Source organism: Thermohalobaculum xanthum, from assembly GCF_016623495.1.
GTDB classification, from domain to species: domain Bacteria; phylum Pseudomonadota; class Alphaproteobacteria; order Rhodobacterales; family Rhodobacteraceae; genus Thermohalobaculum; species Thermohalobaculum xanthum.
Map to the genome: position 1 here is coordinate 397,720 of NZ_JAEHHL010000006.1, position 23,194 is coordinate 420,913.

The window sequence follows — 23,194 nt, forward strand, 5'->3', positions numbered from 1 at the left end:
TGCCCACCACCGGGAACACTCATGGTGCGGGTGGGCCGAAGGACCATCCCTCCTCGCCGTTGACCCAGATCGTTCCGTCCCTGAACTCGAGGTCGCTGACCAGCGTCTGCGGCGTCGCGCCCGGCTGGGTGTAGTTCGCCGCGATCGCCGTCGCCAGCTGCGCGGCCGAGATGTCCAGCAACCCCGCGCGGACCAGTTCGCCCACCAGTTCCATGCTGCGCGTCAGCGTCAGCGTCAGCCGGCCGACGGGCCGGTTCGCCGGCTGCAGGAACTCGAGATCGCCGCGCAGTTCGGCCGAGGCCCCCAGCAGCGACAGGTCCGCGCTGCGCAGCGTCAGGTTGCCCAGCTCCGCGCCCATCGGCAGGCCTGTCTCCTCGTCCGCCAGCATCCGCGCGGTGCCGAGCAGGTCGAGGATGACCTCGCCGGGCGCCCGCACCAGCGCTTCCTCGGGGTCGATGGCGCGCCACAGCCCGGCATCGGGCGTGATCTTTCCCATAGCAATGCGCAGGGCAAGTTCGTCCATCGCCTCGGCCGGCATCAGCGGCGAGCGGTAGACCGTCTCGATCCGGTCGATCACCGCCGCGCCCTGCAGCCGGATCGACGGGTCGCCCGGCACGAGCTCGAGACGGTTGTTCTCGCTCGACGACGACAGCGAGAGCTGCCCGCCCTCGATGCGGAACACGCCGCCGGTTGCCCCGCTCGACAAGCTGAGCCGGCCGCTCTGCGGGATGTCGGCCGCGCCGACCGCGCCCTCGATCCGCGTCCCCTCGGCCTGCAGCGTTGCCGCCAGCCGGCCCCCGCCCGGGGCGCCCGCCAGAACCGCCAGCACGGCGGCGGGGGTGCGCTGGTCCGTCGTCGCCGTCAGGCCGAGCCGCTGGGCACCTCCCTCGAGCCGGGTGGGGGCGCCGGTCTCGGTCTCGCCGGTCACGAGGTAGTCGACCGATCCCACGGCAAGACGAAGGGCGGTCTCCGCGCCCTGTGCGGCCATGGGCAGGTCCAGCGTCGCGTCGATCTGCCCAAGCTCGATGGCCGCGTTCAGCGCTTGGCCCTCGGCTGCATGCACCGCCAGCGCGGACTTTGCCCGGACCGCCATCGCCGCCGGCCGCGCCTCGGCGAAGCGCTGCTCGACCACCATCTCCTCGGTCTCGAACTCGACCCTGACCGGGTCGGCACCTTCGGCGGCGTCCGCGCCGGGCAGTTCGACGAAGAATGTGGGCGGAAGGCGGTAGAGCACGCGCTCCACGTCGCCCAGATCCGTTGTGGCGGTCACCACCGGAAGCTGCGCCGTCAGGCCGCTCGCGCGGTCGCTGAGCGCGATCTCGCGCAGCTCGACCTCATAGCCGAAGGGAAAGCCGCCGATGAGCGGCGGCTGGTGCTCGACCTCGATCCCCTGGGCCAGCAGCCGCTCGCGCTCGAGGTCGAGCCGCTCGGCAAGCTCGCCGCGCCCCGTGAACCACAGGGCGCTCCAGCCCGCCGCTGCGAGAACGAGGGTCGAGCCCCCGTAGATTGCCGCTCGGCGCATCCGCGTCTCTCCCGCCTCTTGCCGCCCCGCCGTGCGCAGGGTCATTCCGATGTCAGTCCGCCGTCATTCCGTTCCGGATCCGCCCAGCGGCGTCGTCGCCCGGCCGATCATCGCGCGCGTCACCCAGATCAACTCGCGCTCGGCACGCGTGATAGCGACATAGGCCAGGCGCTTCCACAGCGGAAGACCAGCCTCGATCTGTCCGGCGCGCGAGGCGGCCCACAGATCGGGCGCAAACACCTGCACGCGCGGCCATTGCGAGCCCTGCGCCTTGTGGATCGTGACCGCGGCGCCATGCAGGAACAGGGCGCCCATCCGCGCGGCCGACACCAGCACCGGCTCGGCGCCGTCGGGCTGCTCGATCTGGATGATCGAGCCCACGTTCACGCCCGGCTCGCCGGTCCCGAGGATGCGCACCTTCTGGTAGGCGGGCTTCGAGCCGGGGCCGAGATAGATCGCCTGCGCCCCCTTGATCAGCCCGCGCGCTTCCAGCGCGATGCGCTCCTTGCGGCGCTTGAGCGGCAGCTCGAGCCCGTCGCAGATCAGCGGCTCGCCCGGCACCAGGCTCTCGGGCGGAATGCCGTGCGCGGCGCGGAAGGCCGCGATCAGCCTCAGCCGCGTCTTGTTGCGCCAGACCAGCATCGGGCTTTCGCACATCAGGTCGGCATCGGCGCGGGGCGCGATCACGACGCGCTCGTCCTTCGCCGCGCGCTCGCGCACTGCCTCCTCGAAGGCCTCGAAATCGAGGCCCTCGCGGCCCAGCAGATGTGCGAGATCGAGGATCGGGCTGTCCCCCGCCTGGCGGTGAATGCGCTCGAGCCGGAGGCGCCGATCGTCGGGAAGGCCGTCGAACACCATCGCGCCGCGCTCGCCCACCGGGGCCAGCTGCGCGGGATCGCCGAACAGGATGACGAGCCCGAAGATCTCCCTGAGGTCCTCGAGCTGGCGTGGCTCGAGCATCGAGGCCTCGTCGACCAGCGCGATGTCGAGCGGCTCGTCTCGCCGTTTCCAGCCGGTGATGAAGTCCGATCCCCGGACACCCGCGGCGGCGAGCGCGCTGGCGACCGAGCCGTGGCTCTCGAACGACGCCTTGGCGCGGTCCAGCGCGTCGGGGGTCATCACTTCGGTCGAGGGCTTCTCGCGCCGCTCGCCGGCGATCCACTCGGCGATCTCCTCGAAGTCCGGATCGTAGACCGGCGTGTAGACGATGCGGTGGATCGTGGTGGCGGGCACGGCGCGCGCCTGCAGGACGGAGGCCGCCTTGTTGGTCGGCGCCAGCACCGCGAAGGACCGCGCCTCGCGCCGCTTCGGCTCGTAATCTGGTCGCACGGTGCGCAGGCCCGCGGCGGCGAGCTCATGCGCCAGCTGGGCCAGCAGCACCGTCTTGCCCGAGCCCGCCTTGCCGGTGACCGCCAGCACTTCGCCATCGGTGCCCTCGGCCGTGCGCGGGGTCGTGCCGCCCTCCGCAAGGTCGACGCCATGCGCGGCGAGGCGCGCCGACAGGACCTCCCAGGCGGCGGCCTGGTCGGACGAAAGCGGGATGGGTTCGGGCCGGGTCTCGAGCATTGCTCCTGTCTAAGGCGGCATCCGCCGCGCGGCCAGTGCGTTTCACGCCCGCCGCCGCCGCATGGCATTTCCTGTCGCTCCGACGGGTGGCTGCAACATCACGGTGCCAAAAAAGCATGCCGCGCCGGGTGCACCCCGGCGCGGCGTTGGCGTCTCCCTCCCGGACCTGGGCCGGTTCTTGGTTATTGCGACGCGGCCTCGCGCGCATCCTCGATGGTGCGCAGGCCCGTCGTGGGTGCCGAGACCAGCACCGCCATGTTCCCCGGCTTGTGCTCGTTTCTCATCATCTTCATGTGGGCTTCCGGAATGCCCGCCCAGTCGAAGACCTCGGACATGCAGGGATCCAGCCGGCGTTCGAGCATCAGCTTGTTCGCGGCCGAGGCCTGCTTGAGATTGGCGAAGTGGCTGCCCTGCACGCGCTTCTGGTGCATCCACAGGTACCGCACGTCGAAGGTCAGGTTGTAGCCCGTGGTGCCCGCGCAGATCACCACCATGCCGCCGCGCTTCACGACGAAGACCGAGACCGGGAAGGTCGCCTCGCCCGGGTGCTCGAACACCATGTCGACATTGTTGCCCTTGCCGGTGATGTCCCAGATGGCCTTGCCGAACTTGCGCGCCTCGGTGAACCACTCCTTGTATTCGGGGGTGTTCACCTTCGGCAGCTGGCCCCAGCACTTGAAGTCCTTGCGGTTGATCACGCCCTTGGCGCCGAGGCCCAGCACGAAGTCGCGCTTGTCCTCGTCCGAGATGATGCCGATCGCGTTCGCTCCCGCGGTGTTGATCAGCTGGATCGCGTAGGAGCCGAGCCCGCCCGAGGCCCCCCAGACCAGCACGTTGTCGCCGGGCTTGAGGTCATGCGGCTCGTGGCCGAACAGCATGCGGTAGGCGGTGGCCAGCGTCAGCGTGTAGCAGGCCGCCTCCTCCCAGGTCAGGTGCTTGGGGCGCGCCATCAACTGCTGCGCCTGCACCCGGGTGAACTGCGCGAACGAGCCGTCGGGCGTCTCGTAGCCCCAGATGCGCTGGCTGGGCGAGTACATCGGGTCGCCGCCGTTGCACTCCTCGTCGTCGCCATCGTCCTGGTTGCAGTGGATGACGACCTCGTCACCCACCTTCCAGCGCTTCACCTTGTCGCCGACCTTCCAGACGATGCCCGAGGCATCCGAACCTGCGATGTGATAGGGTGCGCCATGCCCGTCGAAGGGGCTGATCGGCTTGCCCAGCGCGGCCCAGACGCCGTTGTAGTTGACGCCAGCCGCCATCACGAGAACCAGCACCTCGTTGCTGTCGACCTCGGGGGTGTCGACGACTTCGACCTGCATCGCGGTGTCCGGCTCACCATGGCGTTCCTTGCGGATGCACCAGGCGTACATCTGCGCGGGCACATGGCCCAGGGGCGGGATCTCGCCAACTTCGTAGAGATCCTTCAGCGGGGCTTGGGTGGCCGAGGCGCCGTCCATGTCTCGTCTCCTGCGGTGGCGTTGCCCGGCCACGCCGCGCAACAATCGTTCAAAATCGATCTTTCCGCGTTAATGACATTGCCGTTGCATCTGCGCAAGGGCTTTTGTGCAGCGCGACAGGAGAAAGCTTGATGCCCTGCATTCGGGCGCGTATCACCGCGAGAAACGCGCAGTTTCCGACAAAATCCGACGAAAACTTGCTGTCATAGCGCCAACCGAGACATAAAATTTCAATCCATTTTGCGCTGCGCTGCGAAATAAGCTAGAGCGGCAGGAGCCGATTCTCCACGAATCGACCATGACCCTTCGGAGAGGCACACCATGACCGAGCGCGACCGCCCCTGGCTCTTCCGCACCTATGCCGGCCATTCGACCGCGGCCAGGTCGAACGAGCTTTACCGCGCGAACCTCGCCAAGGGGCAGACCGGGCTTTCGGTCGCCTTCGACCTGCCGACCCAGACCGGCTATGACAGTGACGATCCGCTGGCGCGGGGCGAGGTGGGCAAGGTTGGCGTGCCGGTCAGCCATATCGGCGACATGCGCACGCTGTTCGACCAGATTCCGCTCGAGGAAATGAACACCTCGATGACGATCAACGCGACGGCGGCCTGGCTGCTGGCGCTCTATGTCGCGGTCGCCGAGGAGCAGGGCGCCGACATCTCTCGCCTCCAGGGCACGGTGCAGAACGACATCATCAAGGAATATCTCAGCCGCGGCACCTATGTCTTCCCGCCCGAGCCCAGCCTGCGCCTGATCGGCGACGTCGCGGCCTACTGCTATGCCGAGGTTCCGAAATGGAACCCGATGAACGTGTGCAGCTATCACCTGCAGGAGGCGGGCGCGACGCCCGAGCAGGAACTGGCCTTCGCGCTCGCCACCGCCTGCGCGGTGCTGGACGAGGTGCGCCCCCGCGTCAGCGCCGAGGACTTCCCCGGCATCGTCGGGCGCATCTCGTTCTTTGTGAACGCCGGCATCCGCTTCGTCACCGAGATGTGCAAGATGCGCGCCTTCGTCGACCTGTGGGACGAGATCTGCGAGACCCGATACGGGGTGAGCGACCCGAAACTGCGCCGCTTCCGCTATGGCGTTCAGGTGAACAGCCTCGGGCTCACCGAGCAGCAGCCCGAGAACAACGTCTACCGCATCCTGATCGAGATGCTGGCCGTGACGCTGTCGAAGAAGGCGCGCGCCCGCGCGGTGCAGCTGCCCGCCTGGAACGAGGCGCTGGGCCTGCCGCGTCCCTGGGACCAGCAGTGGTCGCTGCGGATGCAGCAGATCCTGGCCTACGAGACCGACCTCCTGGAGTTCGGCGACCTCTTCGACGGCAACCCCGCGGTGGACGCCAGGGTCGAGGCGCTGAAGGCCGGGGCCCGCGACGAGCTTGCCAAGATCGACGAGATGGGCGGCGCGGTTGCGGCCATCGACCACATGAAGGGCGCGCTGGTCGAGTCGAACACCCGCCGTCTCGCCGCCATCGAGGCGGGCGAGATCACCGTGGTCGGCGTCAACCGCTTCACCGGCACCGAGCCGTCGCCGCTGACCGCGGGCGAGGGCGGCATCCTCGTCGTCGATCCGGCCGTCGAGGCCGAGCAGGTCGAGCGGCTGAAGGATTGGCGCGCGGGCCGCGACGAGGCGGCGGCCCGTGCGGCCATCGACGCGCTGGCGCGCGCCGCGCGCGAGGGCGAGAACATCATGCCCCCGTCGATCGCCGCCGCGAAGGCGGGCGTCACGACCGGCGAATGGGGCCGCGTCATGCGCGAGGCGTTCGGCGAGTATCGCGCGCCGACCGGTGTGGGCAAGGCCGTCTCGGCCTCGTCCGAGGGGCTCGACGCGATCCGCGCCGACGTCGATGCGGTGTCGCGCAGGCTCGGACGGCGGATCAAGTTCCTCGTCGGCAAGCCGGGTCTCGACGGCCATTCGAACGGCGCCGAGCAGATCGCCGTCCGCGCGCGCGACTGCGGGATGGAGGTGGTCTACGAGGGCATCCGCCTCACGCCCGCCCAGATCGTCAACGCGGCGCTTGAGGAAGGCGCACATGTGGTCGGCCTGTCGATCCTCTCGGGCAGCCACATGGAACTGGTCACCGAGGTGGTCGAGCGCATGCGCGCCGCCGGCCTCGACGATGTGCCGGTGGTCGCGGGCGGCATCATCCCCGAGGAGGACGCCCGCGCCCTGATGGCGGCTGGTGTCGCGCGGGTCTACACGCCCAAGGATTTCGAGCTCAACCGGATCATGGCCGATATCGTCAAGCTGGTGGGCGAGGGAGCGATGGAGGCAGCGTGAGCCGGGCCTTCACAAAGGAGGATGACGGCTCCGCCCCCGAGGTTCTGCCGGACCTGCCGCAGAGCCCGCATCCCAACTACGTGACGCCCCAGGGGCTCGCGGCGCTCCAGCAGCGCCTCGCGGCAACGCGTGCCGAGCTTGCGGCGCTGAAGGCGCGGGGCGATGACCTCGCGGTGCGCTCGCCCATCGCGGTCGCCGAGCGCGATCTGCGGTTCATCGAGGAGCGCCTGCGCCGCGCGATCCCGGTGGATCCCGCCGCCCAGCCGCCCGGCATCGTCGCCTTCGGGGCCGAGGTCACGGTCGAGGACGAGGCGGGTGCCTCCCGCGTCTTCCGCATCGTCGGCGAGGACGAGGCAGATCCCGCCGAGGGGTTGATCACCGCCTTCTCGCCGCTGGGGCGCGCGCTGATCGGGCTGCAGGTGGGCGACCTGGCGGTGTGGGAGCGCCCGGCGGGGCGCATCGAGCTCGAGATCACCGCGATCCGTTTCGTCTGAGGCAAGGATCGCAGCCGCGAGCCTGACCCGGGGCTCGATTCGCGGCGACTCTTCGATCCCCCCTCCAGAGATCCGCGCCCAGACTCAGGCGGCCGCGGCGCGACGCAATGGGGGCGCGTCAGTGTACCATGTCTTTGCTTGGCGAAATCGCCGGCTTTCACACGCCGATCCGATTTGAAAATCGTTTTAATTCAATGTGATGAATTCACTTTCACGCGTGAAAGCTCTACCGGCAGAGGGCCGCTTGGCCTCACACCGACCGCAACCACTCATCCACCCGGCTCACGAATTCCTCGGGCTTCTCGGCATGCAGCCAGTGGCCCGCGCCGTCGATTGCCTCGATTTCGGCCTCGGGGAAGAGCGCGCGGATGCGCGGCTGGGTCTCGGGGGCGACGTAGTCCGAGGCCGCGCCATGCAGGAAGAAGGCGGGGCCCTCATAGGCGCTCTCGGGCAGGTCGGCGGGGAAGCTCAGGATCGTCTCCATGTTCGCCTCGAGCGCGGCGAGGTTGAGGCGCCATTTCGCGACGCCCTGCTTCAGCTCGAGGCCCTGGAGGATGAAGGCGCGCAGGCCCGCATCCGGGACCGCGTCGGCCAGCAGCGGGTCGGCGTCCGAGCGGCGCGTGACCCTTCCCAGGTCGAGCGCGCGCATCGCCCGGACATAGCCCAGATGCGAGTGGGCATAGGCGACGGGCGCGATGTCCGCGACCACCAGCGCCGCCACCAGCCCGGGTTCGCTCAGCGCGAGGGTCATCGCAGCCTTGCCGCCCATCGAGTGCCCCAGCACCGAGGCCCGTCCGCCGCAGTGCCGCTCGATCGCGTCGGCGAGATCCTCGGCCATCGCCTCGTAGCTCATCACCGGGTCCCATGGGCTGGCGCCATGGTTACGCATGTCGAGCGCCACCACCTGCCGTGTCCCGGCAAGGCGCCGCGCCAGGGTGTGGAAGTTGCGACCCTGGCCGAACAGCCCATGGGCGATCAGGAGCGGCGGCTCGGTCTCGGCGCCGGCGGCGGGATAGTCCAGATGGGCGAGGGTCACGGGCATGGCAAAGGCTCCAGCGCAGGGGCGAACGCGCGCGTCAGGGGTTAGCCGCAGGGGCAGGGCGATGCAAGACGCCTCGACCGTGCCGCACGCCGATACACGAGGCTGGCGCGCCACCGCACCGCGCGCCATGCTGGCGCCATGGCGCGCGTTCTGATGACGGGCTTCGAGCCCTTCCGGCACTGGCAGGTCAATTCGAGCTGGGAGGCGGTGCGCCTGCTGGGCGGTCGGCTGCGCGACGTCGCGGCGGCCTGTCTGCCCGTCGAGCATCACGCGGCGGCGCAAGCAGTGCGCGAGCTGATCGCCCGCGAGGGGCCCGAGGTGGTGCTGCTCGCCGGCCTCGCGCCCGACCCGGTGCTGCGGCTCGAGACGGTTGCCCGCCCCGGCCCGCTCGCGCCCTGGGCCGGCGGGGTGCGGCGTGGGCGCTGGGGTTGGCCGGAAGCGCTGGGCGCCCTCAGGTCGGCGGGGCTGCCCGTTCGGGTGTCGCGCGATGCGGGCGGCTATGTCTGCGACACGACCTACTGGGCGGCGCTGGGTGAGGGTCCGCGCCGCGTCGCCTTCATGCACCTGCCGCCGCCGGGACCGGTCTGGACGCCCGAGCGCGCCGCGCGCGCCCTGTCGGCGGCACTGGCCGGTGCGGGGCTGCGGGAGAGATGACGCAGCCCTCGCGCCGGAAGTCCGCCGCGGAAACCGTGTGCCGCGCCGCGCCTCAGCGGATCTCGGAGGGCGGGACGACCTCGTGCCCCGGTGCCTTTGGCAGGTCGTCGACCAGTTCGTCCGGGAAGCCCGGCGCGGTGACCATGGTGCCCGTGACCTCCTCGATGCGGCGGATGATGTCGTCCGACTGCGCATTCGGGCCGTAGCGCCGGGCACCGTCCTCGAACAGGCGGATCAGCAGCGGGTTGAGATCGAGCGGCACGCCCGTTCGGTCGGCGATGGCCTGGAACAGGCCGATGTCCTTGAGCACGAGCTGCATCGTGAAGTCGATCTTGCGCGAGCCCGAGAGGATCAGCTTGCTCTCGGTCTCGTGGGTGAAGGAGTTGCCCGACGAGATGCGGATTGCCTCGTAGGTGGTGGCGAGGTCCATGCCCGCCGCCTGCATCACCGCGAGCGCCTCGCACAGCGAGACGAGATTCGCCGTCGCCAGCACGTTGGTCATCACCTTCAGCGTCGAGGCGGTGCCGAGCGCCCCGCAATGCAGGATCTCGTGGCCCATCAGGCCCAGGACGGGCAGCAGGCGCTCGAACACCTCGCGCTCGCAGCCGGCAAGGATCGCGATGTTGCCCGACGCGGCGCGGTGCACGCCCCCGGTCACCGGGCAGTCGGCGGCATGGCCGCCGCGCTCGGCCACCTTGGCCCCGATGCGGCGGACCTCGTCGGCGTCGGTGGTCGACATCTCGACCCAGATGGTGCCGGGCCACATCGCCGAGAGGACGCCGTCCTCGCCCTCCATCACCGCGGCCGAGGCTGCGGGCGAGGGCAGGCAGGTGACGATCAGGTCGCAGCTTGCGGCCATCGCGGCGGGGCTGTCGCCCCAGGTCGCGCCCTTCCCGACCAGGGAATCCCCCGCCTTGCGGTCGAGGTCCCGAACGGTGAGGTCGATCCCGCCCCTGAGCAGCGAGGCGGCAAGCTTTCCCCCGACATTGCCGAGGCCGATGAAACCGGTCTTCATGGTTGTCCCCTGTCCTGCTGCGCCGTTCTGCGCGCTTTGTGTGTGTCTGGATGGTTCGGGCGGCTCCGGCCCGTCGGCGGGCCGGACGGCGCCGGGTCAGAAGTCGGTCGGCGCGCCGCCCTCGGCCTTGCGCCGGTCGACGAAGGCATCAAGCTCCTCGCGGATGGCGGGGTCCATGGCGGGCGGCTCGAACTCGGCCAGGATCTGCTTCCACATCCGGTTGGCGCGCTCGGGCGTCTGGACCGAGCCGCTCTCCTCCCAGGTCTCGAAGTTGCGCCAGTCCGACAGGAAGGGCGCATAGAAGGCGGTCTCGTAGCGGCTCTGGGTATGCTCGGCGCCGAAGAAGTGGCGCTGGCTCGGCGGCATCGCGTCGACCGCGCGGATCGCGTCGACGGCGAGGTCCTCCTCGGTCACGCCGATGGGCGTGTTGTAGGCGATGACCTGCTGAAGCGTCTCGCAATCCATCACGAACTTCTCGAAGCTTGCGCAGAGCCCGCCCTCGAGCCAGCCCGCCGCGTGGTAGACGACATTGGCGTGGCCGGTCACGCAGGCCCAGAGAGAGAAGGCGCTCTCCCACGCGGCCTGGGCGTCGGGGCAGTTCGCGGCGCAAGCATTCGAGGCGCGCATCGGCAGGTTGTAGAAACGCGCCATCTGCCCCGACATCTGGGTCGCGCGCATGTATTCGGGCGTGCCGAAAGCGGGCGCGCCCGAGCGCATATCGACGTTCGAGGTGAACGAGCCCATGACCACGGGGCAGCCCGGGCGGATGTGCTGGAGAAGCACGATTGCCGCCAGCGCCTCGGCGGTCTGCTGGGCGATCGCGCCCGCCAGCGTAACCGGCGCCATGGCGCCCGCCAGCGTGAAGGGGGTCACGAACACCGGCTGATTGCGCGCGGCCAGCCGCATCGCGCCGTCGAGCATGGGCCAATCGTGCTTGAGCGGCGAGGTCGAGTTGATGTTGGTGTACATCCGCGGCGACGCCTCGAACTCCTCGTGGCTGAGGCCGCCGGCGATGCGGATCATCTCCATCGCGTCCTCGACGCGCTCGGTGCCCAGCGAGTAGGCGTGCACCACCTTGTCGCCCAGCACCAGCTTGTCGCGAATGCAGTCGAGATGGCGCACAGCGGGGTGGATGTCGACCGGCTCGACCGGGTAGCCGCCCAGCATGTGGATGCAGTTGAAATGCTGGCTGAGGCGGATGAGGTTATGGAAATCCTCGGTATTTCCCGCGCGCCGCCCTCGGTCGAGGTCCGAGCAGTTGGGCGGCGACGAGACGTTGACGAAGACCTGCGACCGTCCGCCGATCTCGATCCGGCGCTCGGGATTGCGGGGCGTGATGGTGAAGCGCGACGGGGCCTTCGCCACCAGCTCGCGGACCATGTCGCGGCCCATGCGCACGCGCTCCGAGCCCTCGGTGACCTCGGCGCCTGCCCGCTTGAGATGCTGCCGCGCCTCGGGGTGGAGGAAGTCGATACCGATCTCCTCGAGGATGCGCATCGCGGCGTTGTCGACCGCGGCGACGCCCTCGGCGCTCAGCGGCTCGACCGGTGCATCGGTAAGGTGCGGAATGGTCCAGTCGAGCTGGCGCAGGCCGCCGCCACCGCCCCGGCGGCGCTGCCCTGCGCGGCCACCCCCACGTCGTGCGCGCGCGCCTGAGTCCACTTCGGTATTGTCGTCCTGAACCATGATCCGGCCTCCCTGTCACGCCGACAATGCGGCGGCGCGCGACGCCTTGGCGCGCACGGATGCGTCATCGACTGTCGCGTTTATGTTGTGCCGCGCGGTCGAACCGCAGTGCGCCGGTGGCGCTCAGCCAAGGCTGTCGAGCAGGTTGGGGAGGTCGCCGATCGAGGGAAGGATGTGATCGGCGTGAGGAGCGAGATCGGCGGCTGTCGCGGGGCCCGTGAGGACGCCGACGGCCAGCGCGGCGCCGGCAGGGGCGACCATCTCTAGGTCGTGCCTGCTGTCGCCCACCATGATCACGCCGGCGGGAGGGATCCCGGCCTGGCGCGCGAAGGCAAGGAGCATCGCCGGGTCGGGTTTCAACGCGTGGCCGCTGTCGTATCCCGAGATGAATCCGAACCGGTCGAGCGCGCCGGCGGTGGTCAGCTGAACGCGCGCGCCTTCCTCGGCGTCGTGGGTGGCGACACCCAGCGCGAGGCCGCGCGCGAGCAGGGAATCGAGCAGGCCGGGAAGATCGGGCACGGCCGGCACGAGGCCGCCGGGCCGCCGGGCAACCGCGAGCCCCGCGGCGTTCGCCATGCGCTCGATATGCTGCGCGCCGAGATCGGGTCTGTGGCGTGCCCAGATCGCTGCCGTCTCCGCCGTCGCGCCGGCGACGATCGGCGATCCCGGCATGAAGCGGCGGGTGGCCGGATCGAACCCGGCATCGGCAGCCATCCGCGCGCGGATGTGCGGCTCGGGCGCGAGTTCGTCCAGAAGCAGGTCGATCACGCCCGCCCAGGTCGCCTGGAAATCGAAGAGCGTGCCGTCCTTGTCGAAGAGTATGCCACGGATCACGGTTTCATCTCGTTGCCATGGGGTGTTGCTCAATCGCGTCCACGCTTCACCGGGTCGCATGGGCGCGGCAGGACATGTTGCGATTTTCGACCGAAAGATGCATCCTTTTGCATAGGTGTTGTATGCCGAATAATTGACGGAAACGCCGATTCGTTATATCGCCTTGCAAGCGAGAGTTGCGTGTAGAGGGTGTGGGTGAAATGAACTCGAAGAAAATTTGGACTACTCCTGTGGTTGCTCGGTTGCCGATCAGCGCGACCCAGTCCAACCCGTCGGGACAGGACAACAGCGGTTGCGGGAACAGCGGCAACAACGTTCCTTGCTCGTGACGGCCGCTGGGCGCTGCAACGGCTGAGGCAGCGGGACCACTGGCAACGTGGGAATCACGGTCGATCAGATTGTGCGTCGCTCGCCAGAACTGGTGAGCGCGTCCCTTGACGAGGCGACGGTCTTCATGAGCGTCGCCTCGGACAGCTATTTCATGCTCGAAGGTTCGGCCAGGGACATCTGGGACCTGATCGATGGCCAGCGAAAGGTCGGCGAGATCGTCGCACGCCTCACGGAAATCTACGACATCGATGCACAGGCTTGCGGGGCCGACGTTCTGGCCTTTCTTGCCACGCTTTCCGACAACGGAATGATCGAGATCACGGGATGACCCTGCGCGCGGCGTTGCGCGGCTTCATGGCGGTCCCGTGGCGCCGCAAGAGCCTTGCCGCCGAGGCATTCGCCGATCTCGTTTTCGCCGCGCTCGTGACCAGGCTGCCCGCTCGCAGATACGCGAGCCAGCTGGGCGATCTTCAGCGCGAGGTGGCTGACAGTGCCCCGGGCGAACCGGATCCGGCGCATTTGCGTGATGCCGCCGAGATCGGGCGGACCGTGTCGTCGGTCGCACGGCATCTGCCGTTCCGCGCGCTCTGCCTGCAGCAGGCGATCGCGGTGCGGCGAATGCTGCGGCGGCGCGGGATCACGGCCGAGGTGCGCCTCGGGGTCGATCCAGTGCGTGTCGCGGCGATGGCACGATCGCCGGGAACTGCGGCGGCGGCGTGCAAGACCGGCGATGGTGCGGCACATGCCTGGGTGCTGCTGGGCGACGAGGTGATTTGCGGCGCGCTGTCGGGCCTGCCGCGCTATGCCGTGGTCGGGCGGTTCCGGTGACCGGGCTCTCGGCGTGACTGGCTCGATGGAAGCGCGGGGTCTGCTCGCGCGGGTCAAAAGCCATGCTGGCAAGGTTGGGCGCGCAGTCTGGCGGCTGCGAAGCTCCGGCTTCCCCTGGTTCATTCCCGACGCGCATGCCTCGGCCGATGCGCTGCTGGTGCGCAGGGCGGCGCGGCGGCAGGTGCTGGCGGCATGGCCGACCGTCTTGCGGCCAGCAGCGGCGGCGATGATGTGTCTCACCTGGCCCATCACGACCCTTCGCATGGCGTGGGTCGAGTCGCGGCGCTGGGCGGATCCAACCTGCGGGGACGGGAGATGGCGGCTCTTCGCGCAGGCGACACACCTGGCGCTGCGTCACAATCTCTGGCCATGGGAGGCGATCGCGTTCAGACGGGCGGATGGCGCCAATCCGACGCCGGGCAATTGGCTGCCCGAGCATGAATACGTTGCCCTTGCCCGGTCCCTGGTGCCTCGTGAGGCCGTCCGCATGCTGGCCGACAAGCAGGGTTTCAAGCAATGGCTCGCGGCTCGCGACATTCCCGTTCCCCGCAGTGTCGCGGTGGTGTCCCGGGCAACCTACGCCGGGCGGGATCTAGCGGCGGCGCTCGGCCACGAACTGGAAGAGGGCGCCGCAATCGTCGTGAAGCCGCGCACGGGCTCGGCGTCGCGCGGCGTCGAGGCATGGTTGCCCGGGACGCGAGGGTTCTTGCGCGAGGCCGACGCGGCCGGCGCGGAAATTGAGCCTGAGGCAATGGCCCGGCTGCTTTGCGATCGGGCGCAGCGGGACGGAGATCTGATCGTCGAGTCACGCATTCCGCCCGGTGTCGAGTTCTCCCCGTATCTGGCGAAAGCGGTGCCGGTCCTTCGACTGACGACCGCGCAGGGGCCCGACGGCGGATCAGCGGTGCTGGCAGGTGCGATCCTCAAGATCGACGCCGAGGACGTTCTCGGCAGCGGTCCCGTGCATCTGCTGGAGGTTCGGGACGGGCAGGTGGTCGAGAGTGGCGGGGTGCTCGGCCGCCCCGCGTTCCGGCGCGTGACGGCCTTGAGGCCACCGGGCATCATGGGGATGACGGTTCCCGGCTGGCACGCCGCGGTCGGCATGGTCTGTTCGGCGCATGACGCGCTACCGTTTGGGATTCCCGCGATCGGCTGGGACGTCGCACTGGGCGGCGCGGGGCCGGTGGTGATCGAGGCCAACGTGATGATCAGCCTGTCGCCGCAACAGATCTTGTCCGGGGCGCCGGTCCTTGAGGGTCCCTTGGGACCGATGCTTGCATCATGGGTGCGTACGAGGCTCGCTCGTGGCGGCTGATGCCGACGATCGGGACAACGCGCTCGACAACGCGTGCCGAACGCGGGACAAAGTCGTGCATGGTGGGGACGCGTGCTCCGGCGATGAGAGCGCGGCGCGGTCGCGGCTCGGACCCGCGTCCGGTGTCGAGCCGGGCCAATGCGTCGAGGTGATGCAGGGAACAGGTTGGCGAGCGGAATGACGGGCAGCGCGCGCGATCGCGATACCGGCGGGGACGCGCCGTGATCCGGCGGCGGAAGAGCTGTCGGTACCGCGCGCACGGTCTGGTGTTCCGGTCGGAATTCGAGATCCCGGAGATGCGGTCCTGCGGCAAGGAAACGGCGCCGGATATCGAGATCGTTATCGACCGCACGGTGCGCGAGGCGGTCGAGCGCGCGGCGCGGCATGCGGCGGTCGCGCCCGAGGTGCCGGTCGTGCTGGCGGCGCCACCGGGCGAGAGCGGCGCCGGGTTCTTCGTGCCCGAGGTGGCAGGTTTCTGGGTGACCGACGGCACGATGATCCGCGTCGCGCCCGAGCCCGGCGCCGATGCCGGGATGATCACGCTCTACACCCTGGGCACGGCCGTCGGGCTTGCCCTGTTTCAGCGCGGTGCCTTCGTGATGCACGGCGCCTCGGTCGCGCATCGCGGACAGGCCACGCTGATTGTCGGGCAGAGCGGGGCGGGCAAGTCCACGCTCGCGGCGCGCCTGGGGCTCGCGGGTTGCCCGATCCTGGGCGATGATACCATCGCGCTCTGGCCTGCCGAGGGGGGCGGGCGCTTCCTGATCCATCCGGCGGGGACGAGCTTCAAGCTGTGGGGTGACGCGCTCGAAGCCGCGGGGCTCGCAACCGCCGCGCGCGGCGCGGTCGCCCGGCGCGTCGACAAGTTCTACCTCGACAACCCGCATCAGGCAGAGGACCGCGCGTATGAGCTGAGCGAGGTCCTGGTTCTCAAACGCGGTGCGTCTGGCGAGCCGCCAAGGATCGAGCCGCTTCCGTTGCTCGAGGCTGTCCGGGCGGTGACGGAGAACGTCTACCGACCGCAATTCGCGGAAGTCTATGGAATGCAGGCCGAGCAGTTCCGCCGCGCGGCGGCGCTTGCGTCGGATATCCCGGTCGCGCGGCTGATCAGGCCCTGGGATCATGCGGCAACCGAGAGCGTCGTCGACCTGCTGCGCGCGCATCTCGAGATTGCGGGACGGGGAACGGGCGGCGGAATGGCTGAGAAGGGAATGCCGGCCAGGCGGGGCATCGCGTGACAGTGGCGCGCGCTGAGCCGGCGGACGGGCAGGGCCGGGACCGCGACGCACGGCGCGCGTTGCTGCGCGTCTTTCGCGACTATGCGGGCTCCCGGCTTTGGGGCACTGCGGCGCTGGTTTTCGCGGCGGCCATCCTTGAAGGGGTCGGCGTGCTCCTGCTCGTGCCGCTTATCTCGCTGGTCCTCGGTGACGCGGCGGGCGCGGTCGCGGCAGGCCGGGCGGGCGAGATTGCGGCCGGGATCTTCTCGGCACTCGGCGTGCAGAGCAAGGAAGGCCAGCTTGCGCTTGGCCTCGGGGTTTTCCTCGCGGTTGTCGGGCTGCGCGCGATCGTCGATCTGGCGCGCGCGCGATCGATGACCTCGCTGGCGCTTGGCTTCGTGGTGGCGCTGCGAGCGCATTTCTTCGGAGCGATTGCCGAGGCGCCCTGGGGCGCGGTCGCGGGTCTCGATCGCGAGGCGGCCGGGCATTCGCTGAGCGTCGACCTCAGCCGGGCCGAGGGCTTCGTCTGGGCGTTCTGGACGGCGCTCCTGGCTGCAGGGTCGCTTGCAGTCTATGGCGTGATCGCGATGGCCGTTTCTCCGGCGATGACGGCGGTCGCGCTGGCCGTGGGGGGCGCGCTGTTCCTCGCGCTTCGTCCACTGCGCCGCCGGGCCGCACGCCTCGGCACCCAGATGAGCGGCGAGGACGCAGGTTTTTACGGTCAGACCGGCCGGTTCCTCGCAGGCCTCAAGCCCGCGCGAGCGCATCGGCTCTCGCGCGAGCACGTGGCGCGGTCGCTTGCCAGCGCGAGGCGGGTGGCGGATCGGGCAGGGGCGCTGCAGATGGACCTCGCGCGCAGCGGGATCGTGGTGCAGACCGCCGTGGCGGTAACGGCGGTGGTGATCGTGCTGTCAGGGGTCATGCTGGCGGATGCGGGCGCCGAGACGCTGATCGCGATGCTGCTCGTGCTTGTGCGCATCATGCGGCCCTTCCAGACGCTTCAGCACGCCCTGCAGAACATCGCGAGTTCGGCCGCGTCCTATCAAGCGGCCGATGACCGGCTGCGTGCAGCCGTCGCCTCGGCGCCGTCCGAGCCCGCGGTCTCTCCGCGCGCCGTCGATCGCGCGCCCGGGCTGCGCCTGGTAAACGCCTCCGCCTCGGCCGGCGGGGTGAGGATCCTCGACGGCGTGAGCTGCCAGGTCCCCGCAGGGCGCGTCACGCTCATCGCCGGGTTCTCGGGTGCAGGAAAGACGACGCTGTGCGACCTCTTGGCCGGGCTGCTGGTGCCCGAGGATGGTGATTTTGAGATTGACGGCCAGCGTGCCGACGCCGCGCTGCGCGCAGGTCTGGCCGAGGCGCTTGCCTATGTCGGGCAGGAACCGTTCCTGGTCGAGCCAACGCTGCGCGAGAACCTTGGCTGGGGTGCCCGCGGAGCGGATGACGCGGCCATGCGTGCCGCGCTGGCGGCGGTCGGTGCGGGTGGACTGGTGGCGTGGGATGCCGGTGGCCTCGATATGCCCGTCGGCGTCGAGGCAACGCGTTTCTCGGGGGGCGAGCGCCAGCGCCTTCGGTTGGCACGCGCGATCCTTCGCGCGCCGCGCCTGATGGTGCTGGACGAGGCCACGAACGCCCTCGATGCGGCGGCGGAGTCAGACGTACTGTCCGGGCTGCGCCGCGAGTTGCCGGACGCCACCATCGTAATCGTCTCGCATCGCCCGGCTGCACTGGCCATCGCCGACCACGTCGTCTGGCTCGAGGCCGGCCGCGTGGTCGAGGAAGGTGCGTCCTCCGCCTTGAGGGCCGATCCGTCGAGCCGGACAGCCAATTGGTGGCGTTCTGCGAGCTCAGCCGGGTAGGCCCGGGCGCGCAGCATCCCGCGCGGCGACGGCCCGCGGTGGCGGCGGTGACGTCGGACGTTCCTGAGTGGTTCTGGTATTGCCCGACCCGCCCATCGCGGAATCGATCCCAGCGCTATTGGCGCACGCGCTTTCCGCTGTCCGCGCTCCCCTCGGCTGCCGCAACCGAGAGAAGCCAGTCCCGGGCCGCGAGGACCGCGTGAGATGTTTCCTGCCGCAAGGTCAGCAGAAAGAAGCTCTGAGCCCCTTCGTGCATGGCCTGGATCGGCTGGATCAGCCGACCGGCGTCAAGGTCCCGCTGCACGAGAAAGCGGCTGGCCAGCGCGATGCCCTGGCCGGCCAAGGCCGCGTCGAGGGTCAGGCTCGTCTGGCTGAAGCGGTGCCCCTTTGCCAGCAGCTCGTCGAGACCGAACGCCTGGCTGACGAAGCCGGGCCAAAGGTCATGCGTGTCGTGCAGAAGCGTCATGCGCGCGAGGCCCTTGGCGTCGAGCGGCAACTCATGGCCTTCGACCAGGTGCGGTGCGCAGACGGCGATAATCTCCTGTCTGAAGAGCAGGTCAGCGCGCAGGGTTGCGCCGAAGGGCGGTCGCCCCTGGCGAACGGCGAGGTCAACGCCATCCGCGTGGAAGCTGGACAGCCGCTCCGTGGCGGTGATCCGCAGGTCGATCTCTGGATGAACTTCGGTGAACTCGGGCAGGCGGGGGATGAGCCACTTCGAGGCGAAGGTCGGCGTCACGCTGATCGTGACGCGCGCCGGCGCCGGGCGAAGGCGGGCGGTCGCCTCGGAGATCTGGGCGAGCGCGCGCGAGATCGCCGCGTGATAGCTGCGCCCCGCTTCGGTGAAGGCGAGGCCTCGCGCTTCGCGAAGGAAGAGGCGCAGGCCCAGATGATCCTCGAGGCCGCGGACCTGCTGGGCGACGGCACCCTGGGTCACGCCAAGCTCGTCGGCGGCGGCGCGAAAGCTCAGGTGCCGGCCGGCGGCCGCGAAGGCGCGAAGCCCGTTCAGGGGTGGCAGGGCGCATTCGTCAGGCACGATAGTTTTTCTACATCCATAAAGAAGCGGTTCTGATTGGTGGACAGGACCAGTGTGACATATTTTGGCGCCAGGAAGCAGAGGCGGCAACCCAGCTCGGGATATGGAGCACATCATGTCTGTAGAAAAAGTGGCATTGGTCACGGCGGGTGGAAGCGGTATGGGCGCAGACGCCGCGCGGCGGCTTGCGGCCGATGGCTTCCGGGTGGGGATCTTGTCGTCGTCGGGCAGGGGCGAGGAACTGGGCGGGGAGCTCGGCGGCTTCGGCGTCACCGGCTCGAACCGATCGGTGGACGACATCGCCCGGTTGGTCGACGGCGCGGTCACCCGCTGGGGGCGTATCGATGTTCTGGTCAATTCGGCAGGACATGGCCCCAAGGGCGAGATCCTCGGGATCAGCGACGAGGACTGGCACATGGGCCTCGAGGTCTACCTGCTGAACGTCATCCGCCCGTCCCGGCTGGTCGCGCCGATCATGGCCAAGCATGGGAGCGGCGCGATCATCAACATCTCGACCTTCGCGGCCTTCGAGCCCGATCCGCTGTTCCCGACCTCGGGCGTCTTCCGCGCCGGCCTCGCGAGCTTCACCAAGCTCTTTGCCGATCGCTATGCCGCCGACAATATCCGCATGAACAATATCCTGCCCGGCTTCATCGACAGCCTGCCGGAAACCGACGACCGGCGCGCGCGCATTCCACTTGGGCGCTATGGCCGGCAGGTGGAGGTCTCGTCGCTGATCGCCTGGCTCGCCTCGGAGGAGGGCAGCTACGTGACCGGCCAGAACTGGCGGATCGACGGCGGGTTGACCCGTGCCGTCTGACCTCGCCGCCATCGACCGCGGCGACCGGCTTGCGTTCGCAGTCAAATGGGTCGCATCGGTCATCCAGATCCTGGGTTATGCCGCGACCGGCTTCGGGTTGGCGCCCTGGAACCTCTACTTGTTCCTTGCGGGCGTCCTGGGTTGGTTCGCGGTCGGCGTGCTCTGGAACGATCGCGCGATCATGCTGATCCATGTCGTCGCTTTTGGGTCGATGGTCGTGGGCATGGCGAGCCGATAGGCCAACGCCTCGACAAGACGAAAAGGGCCTGCCGAGGGATGTCCGCGGCAGGCCTGATCTTGTTGTGGTCGGGTCCCGTGGGCCCCGCGCTGCTTGCGGAGCTCAGCCGAAGAGGCCGAGGCTCTCGAGCTTGAGCATGACCTGGTGGGCGCAGTCGTCCGGGGTCACGCTGACGGTCTCGACGCGGACCTCGGGTTTCTCGGGCGCCTCGTAGGGGTCGGAGATGCCGGTGAACTCCTTGATCTTGCCCTCGCGCGCGAGCTTGTAGAGGCCCTTGCGGTCACGTCGCTCGCATTCCTCGACCGAGGTCGCGACATGCACCTCGACGAAGGCGCCGTACTGCTCGATCATCTCGCGCACGGCACGCCGTGTCGCGGTGTAGGGCGCGATCGGCGCGCAGATGGCGATACCGCCATTCTTGGTGATCTCGCTAGCCACATAGCCAATGCGCTTGATGTTGATGTCGCGGTGCTCCTTGGAGAAGCCGAGTTCGGACGAGAGGTGCTTGCGCACCACGTCGCCGTCGAGCAGCGTCACCGGGCGCCCGCCCATCTCCATCAGCTTGACCATCAGCGCGTTGGCGATGGTCGACTTGCCCGAGCCCGAAAGCCCGGTGAAGAACACGGTGAAGCCCTGGCGCGAGCGCGGCGGCGAGGTACGGCGCAACTCGGTCACCACCTCGGGGAACGAGAACCAGTCCGGGATCTCGAGCCCCTCGCGCAGGCGGCGACGGAGTTCCGTGCCCGAGATGTCGAGGACGGTCATGCCCTCCTCGATCTCGTCGGCGGGGAAGTACTGCGCGCGCTCCTGCACGTAGACCATCTGCTTGAAGGGGACCATCTCGATCCCGATCTCGTCCTGGTGCTTCTGGAACATCTCCTGGGCGTCGTAGGGCCCGTAGAAGTCCTTGCCCTGGCTGTTCTTGCCGGGGCCGGCATGGTCGCGGCCGACGATGAAGTGGGTGCAGCCGTGGTTCTTGCGGATCAGGCCGTGCCAGACCGCCTCGCGCGGGCCGGCCATGCGCATCGCGAGATTCAGGAGGCTCATATGCGTGGTCGCCGGCGGATACTTGTCCAGCACCGCCTCGTAGCAGCGCACGCGGGTGAAGTGGTCGACGTCTCCGGGCTTGGTCATGCCGACGACCGGGTGGATCAGCAGGTTCGCCTGCGCTTCCTTCGCGGCACGGAAGGTCAGCTCCTGATGCGCGCGGTGCAGCGGGTTGCGCGTCTGGAAAGCCACGACCTTGCGCCAGCCCATCTTGCGGAAATAGGCGCGCAGTTCATTCGGCGTGTCGCGCCGCCCCTTGAAGTCATAATGTACCGGCTGCTGGAGCCCAGTGACGGGGCCGCCGAGATAGACCTTGCCCGCGGTGTGGTGGAGGTAGTTCACCGCCGGATGGGCAAGATCGTCGGCGCCGAACACGTTCTTCGCCTCGCGTGCCTTGTCGGGCGTCCACTTGTCGGTCACGGACATGATGGCGAGGATCACGCCCTCGGCGTCGCGCAGCGCGATGTCCTGGCCGGGCTCGACCTTTGCCGCGAAACCCTCGGTGACATCGAGGGTGACAGGCATCGGCCAGAGCGACCCGTCGGCGAGGCGCATGTGCTCGACGACGCTGTTGTAGTCGGCCTCGCCCAGGAAGCCCTTGAGCGGCGAGAAGCCGCCATTCATCAGCAGCTCGAGGTCGCAGATCTGGCGGTGCGTCAGGTCGTGGCTCAGGAGGCGCGCGGCCTCGGTCTTGAGCTTGGCGGCGCTCTCGGGCGAAACGTAGAGTTCGGGGATCGGCGTCGTGTTCATCATGTTAAATATGTCCGGACTTCGCTGGCGGGAGCGCCGGCACCTATGGCAGGCCATGGCCGGCTTGCGCGCCTTGTGGCCGCGCGGCGCGGCAAATTCAACCCCCAGCACGCGCCGGGGCGCACTTGCCGGCGCGGTGTTTTGCCCCGCATGATGCGGCGCGGCAACGGGCGGAGCGGCGAGAGGCGAGCGGAATGGCCGAGGCGGGGGAGGGGACGGGTTGCGCCGGCACGCGGCGGCTTCCGATCTCGGCATTCGTGATCGCTTGCAACGAGGCGGCGAGGCTACCCGCGACGCTGGCGGCGCTGCAATGGGCCGACCAGATCGTGGTGGTCGATTCGGGCAGCACCGACGACACCTGCGACATCGCGCGGCGCATGGGGGCAGAGGTCCATTTCCACGCGTGGGAAGGATACGGCCCGCAGAAGGTGTACGCCGAGTCGCTGTGCCGCAATGACTGGCTGCTGAATGTCGATGCCGACGAGGTGGTGACGCCCGTGCTCGCCGCCGAGATTGCGACGCTGTTCGCGACCGGGGCCCCATCGCCCGGCGCTTGGCGCGTGCGCATCCTGAATGTCTATCCCGGTGACGTGGCGCCACGGCCGCTGGCCGCCGATTACGAGGTCGTGCGGCTCTATCATCGCGACGCGGGGCGGTACCGCGCACATCCCCTGTTCGACCGGGTCGAGATCGAGAAGGGCGTGACGCCGGGGCGGCTGGCCGCGCCGGTGCATCACTTTCCCCTGATCTCCTGGGCGCACCTCGTGGACAAGGAGAACCGCTATTCCAGCTACTCGGCCGAGACCGCGAAGCCGCGCAGCCGGTCCGGCCTGATCCTGCGCCTTCCGTTCGAGTTTCCGCTGGTCTTTCTGAAGTTCTACCTGCTGCGCCGGCATATTACCGGAGGCTGGAAAGGCTTGGCATTCTCGATAGTTGCGGCTTTCGGGAGGACCCTGCGCGTGATCAAGATGCTGGCCCGAACCGAGGCCGCCGGAGAAAAATGACAATAGGATGAAATCGGGGTGTTGACTTCGATCCGGCGATTCCCCTATATCCAGCGGGCCGACGGGAACGACCGTAGGCAACCAGGCGAAACGAGCAGCGATTGGACTGGGGTAAACCAGTGCGGTCGGGTTTTTTCGCCTCGCTCTTTGAAAATCGAACGTATGAAGGGATATGCGGGCGGTTTGGTTTGTCCATCGACGGA

General features: G+C 69.0%; 20 protein-coding genes. 11 read left to right on the forward strand and 9 right to left on the reverse strand.

Annotated features, from left to right (window positions below):
- Positions 1-19: 19 nt before the first annotated feature.
- The 3 genes from H0I76_RS11630 to ccrA form a co-directional block, all read right to left on the reverse strand.
- Entirely contained in the window at positions 20-1,522 is a 1,503-nt protein-coding gene (locus H0I76_RS11630; RefSeq protein WP_200610028.1) for a DUF2125 domain-containing protein, read from the reverse strand.
- Positions 1,523-1,585: 63 nt separating this feature from the next.
- Complete coding sequence (locus tag H0I76_RS11635; RefSeq protein ID WP_200610029.1) at positions 1,586-3,088, reverse strand: AAA family ATPase; 1,503 nt, start codon at positions 3,086-3,088, stop codon at positions 1,586-1,588.
- A gap of 182 nt (positions 3,089-3,270) precedes the next feature.
- Positions 3,271-4,545 (reverse strand): crotonyl-CoA carboxylase/reductase, encoded by a 1,275-nt coding sequence (gene ccrA, locus H0I76_RS11640; RefSeq protein WP_200610030.1) that lies wholly within the window; start codon positions 4,543-4,545, stop codon positions 3,271-3,273.
- A 321-nt stretch (positions 4,546-4,866) separates the two neighbouring features.
- Here ccrA and H0I76_RS11645 point away from each other — a divergent pair, with 321 nt between their 5' ends.
- Both H0I76_RS11645 and H0I76_RS19595 read left to right on the forward strand, forming a co-directional pair.
- Entirely contained in the window at positions 4,867-6,828 is a 1,962-nt protein-coding gene (locus H0I76_RS11645) for a protein meaA (RefSeq protein ID WP_200610031.1), read from the forward strand.
- The gene (locus tag H0I76_RS19595) at positions 6,825-7,322 is read left to right on the forward strand and encodes a GreA/GreB family elongation factor (RefSeq protein ID WP_200610032.1); all 498 of its coding nucleotides are present in this window, start codon (positions 6,825-6,827) and stop codon (positions 7,320-7,322) included. Before H0I76_RS11645 ends, H0I76_RS19595 begins: the two co-directional genes overlap by 4 nt.
- 250 nt (positions 7,323-7,572) lie before the next feature.
- Here the strand turns inward: H0I76_RS19595 and H0I76_RS11655 are convergent, their stop codons facing one another.
- Positions 7,573-8,364 carry an alpha/beta fold hydrolase gene (locus tag H0I76_RS11655; protein ID WP_200610033.1) on the reverse strand — a complete coding sequence of 264 codons (792 nt, stop codon included), beginning with the start codon at positions 8,362-8,364 and terminating at the stop codon, positions 7,573-7,575.
- Positions 8,365-8,502: 138 nt separating this feature from the next.
- Between H0I76_RS11655 and H0I76_RS11660 the strand changes: the two genes are divergently transcribed.
- Positions 8,503-9,018: a pyroglutamyl-peptidase I family protein gene (locus H0I76_RS11660; RefSeq protein ID WP_200610034.1), complete on the forward strand. Its 516-nt coding sequence runs from the start codon at positions 8,503-8,505 to the stop codon at positions 9,016-9,018.
- A gap of 52 nt (positions 9,019-9,070) precedes the next feature.
- Here the strand turns inward: H0I76_RS11660 and H0I76_RS11665 are convergent, their stop codons facing one another.
- The 3 genes from H0I76_RS11665 to H0I76_RS11675 form a co-directional block, all read right to left on the reverse strand.
- Positions 9,071-10,033, reverse strand: coding sequence for an NAD(P)-dependent oxidoreductase (locus H0I76_RS11665; RefSeq protein ID WP_200610035.1), 963 nt, complete (start codon positions 10,031-10,033; stop codon positions 9,071-9,073).
- A 96-nt stretch (positions 10,034-10,129) separates the two neighbouring features.
- A complete protein-coding gene (locus tag H0I76_RS11670; protein ID WP_200610036.1) occupies positions 10,130-11,719 on the reverse strand; it encodes a trimethylamine methyltransferase family protein in 1,590 nt (529 codons plus the stop codon).
- A gap of 123 nt (positions 11,720-11,842) precedes the next feature.
- A complete protein-coding gene (locus H0I76_RS11675; RefSeq protein ID WP_325166437.1) occupies positions 11,843-12,553 on the reverse strand; it encodes an HAD family hydrolase in 711 nt (236 codons plus the stop codon).
- Between the two features lie 421 nt (positions 12,554-12,974).
- Between H0I76_RS11675 and H0I76_RS11680 the strand changes: the two genes are divergently transcribed.
- The 5 genes from H0I76_RS11680 to H0I76_RS19705 all read left to right on the forward strand — a co-directional run bounded on the left by H0I76_RS11680 (position 12,975) and on the right by H0I76_RS19705 (position 18,099).
- Positions 12,975-13,211 (forward strand): PqqD family protein, encoded by a 237-nt coding sequence (locus tag H0I76_RS11680; RefSeq protein WP_200610038.1) that lies wholly within the window; start codon positions 12,975-12,977, stop codon positions 13,209-13,211.
- The gene (locus H0I76_RS11685) at positions 13,208-13,711 is read left to right on the forward strand and encodes a lasso peptide biosynthesis B2 protein (RefSeq protein WP_200610039.1); all 504 of its coding nucleotides are present in this window, start codon (positions 13,208-13,210) and stop codon (positions 13,709-13,711) included. The genes H0I76_RS11680 and H0I76_RS11685 overlap by 4 nt, the downstream gene beginning before the upstream one ends.
- Positions 13,686-15,026 carry a sugar-transfer associated ATP-grasp domain-containing protein gene (locus tag H0I76_RS11690; RefSeq protein WP_200610040.1) on the forward strand — a complete coding sequence of 447 codons (1,341 nt, stop codon included), beginning with the start codon at positions 13,686-13,688 and terminating at the stop codon, positions 15,024-15,026. The genes H0I76_RS11685 and H0I76_RS11690 overlap by 26 nt, the downstream gene beginning before the upstream one ends.
- A gap of 296 nt (positions 15,027-15,322) precedes the next feature.
- On the forward strand, positions 15,323-16,264 hold the full coding sequence (locus H0I76_RS11695) for a hypothetical protein (RefSeq protein ID WP_200610041.1): 942 nt from the start codon (positions 15,323-15,325) through the stop codon (positions 16,262-16,264).
- Positions 16,261-18,099 (forward strand): ATP-binding cassette domain-containing protein, encoded by a 1,839-nt coding sequence (locus H0I76_RS19705; RefSeq protein ID WP_200610042.1) that lies wholly within the window; start codon positions 16,261-16,263, stop codon positions 18,097-18,099. The genes H0I76_RS11695 and H0I76_RS19705 overlap by 4 nt, the downstream gene beginning before the upstream one ends.
- A 115-nt stretch (positions 18,100-18,214) precedes the next feature.
- Here H0I76_RS19705 and H0I76_RS11705 read toward each other — a convergent pair whose 3' ends face one another.
- Positions 18,215-19,132 carry a LysR substrate-binding domain-containing protein gene (locus H0I76_RS11705; RefSeq protein WP_325166438.1) on the reverse strand — a complete coding sequence of 306 codons (918 nt, stop codon included), beginning with the start codon at positions 19,130-19,132 and terminating at the stop codon, positions 18,215-18,217.
- 115 nt (positions 19,133-19,247) lie between these two features.
- Between H0I76_RS11705 and H0I76_RS11710 the strand changes: the two genes are divergently transcribed.
- A complete protein-coding gene (locus tag H0I76_RS11710; RefSeq protein WP_200610043.1) occupies positions 19,248-19,952 on the forward strand; it encodes an SDR family oxidoreductase in 705 nt (234 codons plus the stop codon).
- The gene (locus H0I76_RS11715) at positions 19,942-20,190 is read left to right on the forward strand and encodes a DUF6552 family protein (RefSeq protein WP_200610044.1); all 249 of its coding nucleotides are present in this window, start codon (positions 19,942-19,944) and stop codon (positions 20,188-20,190) included. Before H0I76_RS11710 ends, H0I76_RS11715 begins: the two co-directional genes overlap by 11 nt.
- A 102-nt stretch (positions 20,191-20,292) precedes the next feature.
- Here H0I76_RS11715 and H0I76_RS11720 read toward each other — a convergent pair whose 3' ends face one another.
- On the reverse strand, positions 20,293-21,990 hold the full coding sequence (locus H0I76_RS11720) for a bifunctional sulfate adenylyltransferase/adenylylsulfate kinase (RefSeq protein ID WP_200610045.1): 1,698 nt from the start codon (positions 21,988-21,990) through the stop codon (positions 20,293-20,295).
- A 191-nt stretch (positions 21,991-22,181) separates the two neighbouring features.
- Here H0I76_RS11720 and H0I76_RS11725 point away from each other — a divergent pair, with 191 nt between their 5' ends.
- Positions 22,182-22,991: a glycosyltransferase family 2 protein gene (locus H0I76_RS11725; protein ID WP_200610046.1), complete on the forward strand. Its 810-nt coding sequence runs from the start codon at positions 22,182-22,184 to the stop codon at positions 22,989-22,991.
- The last annotated feature ends 203 nt before the right edge of the window (positions 22,992-23,194 follow it).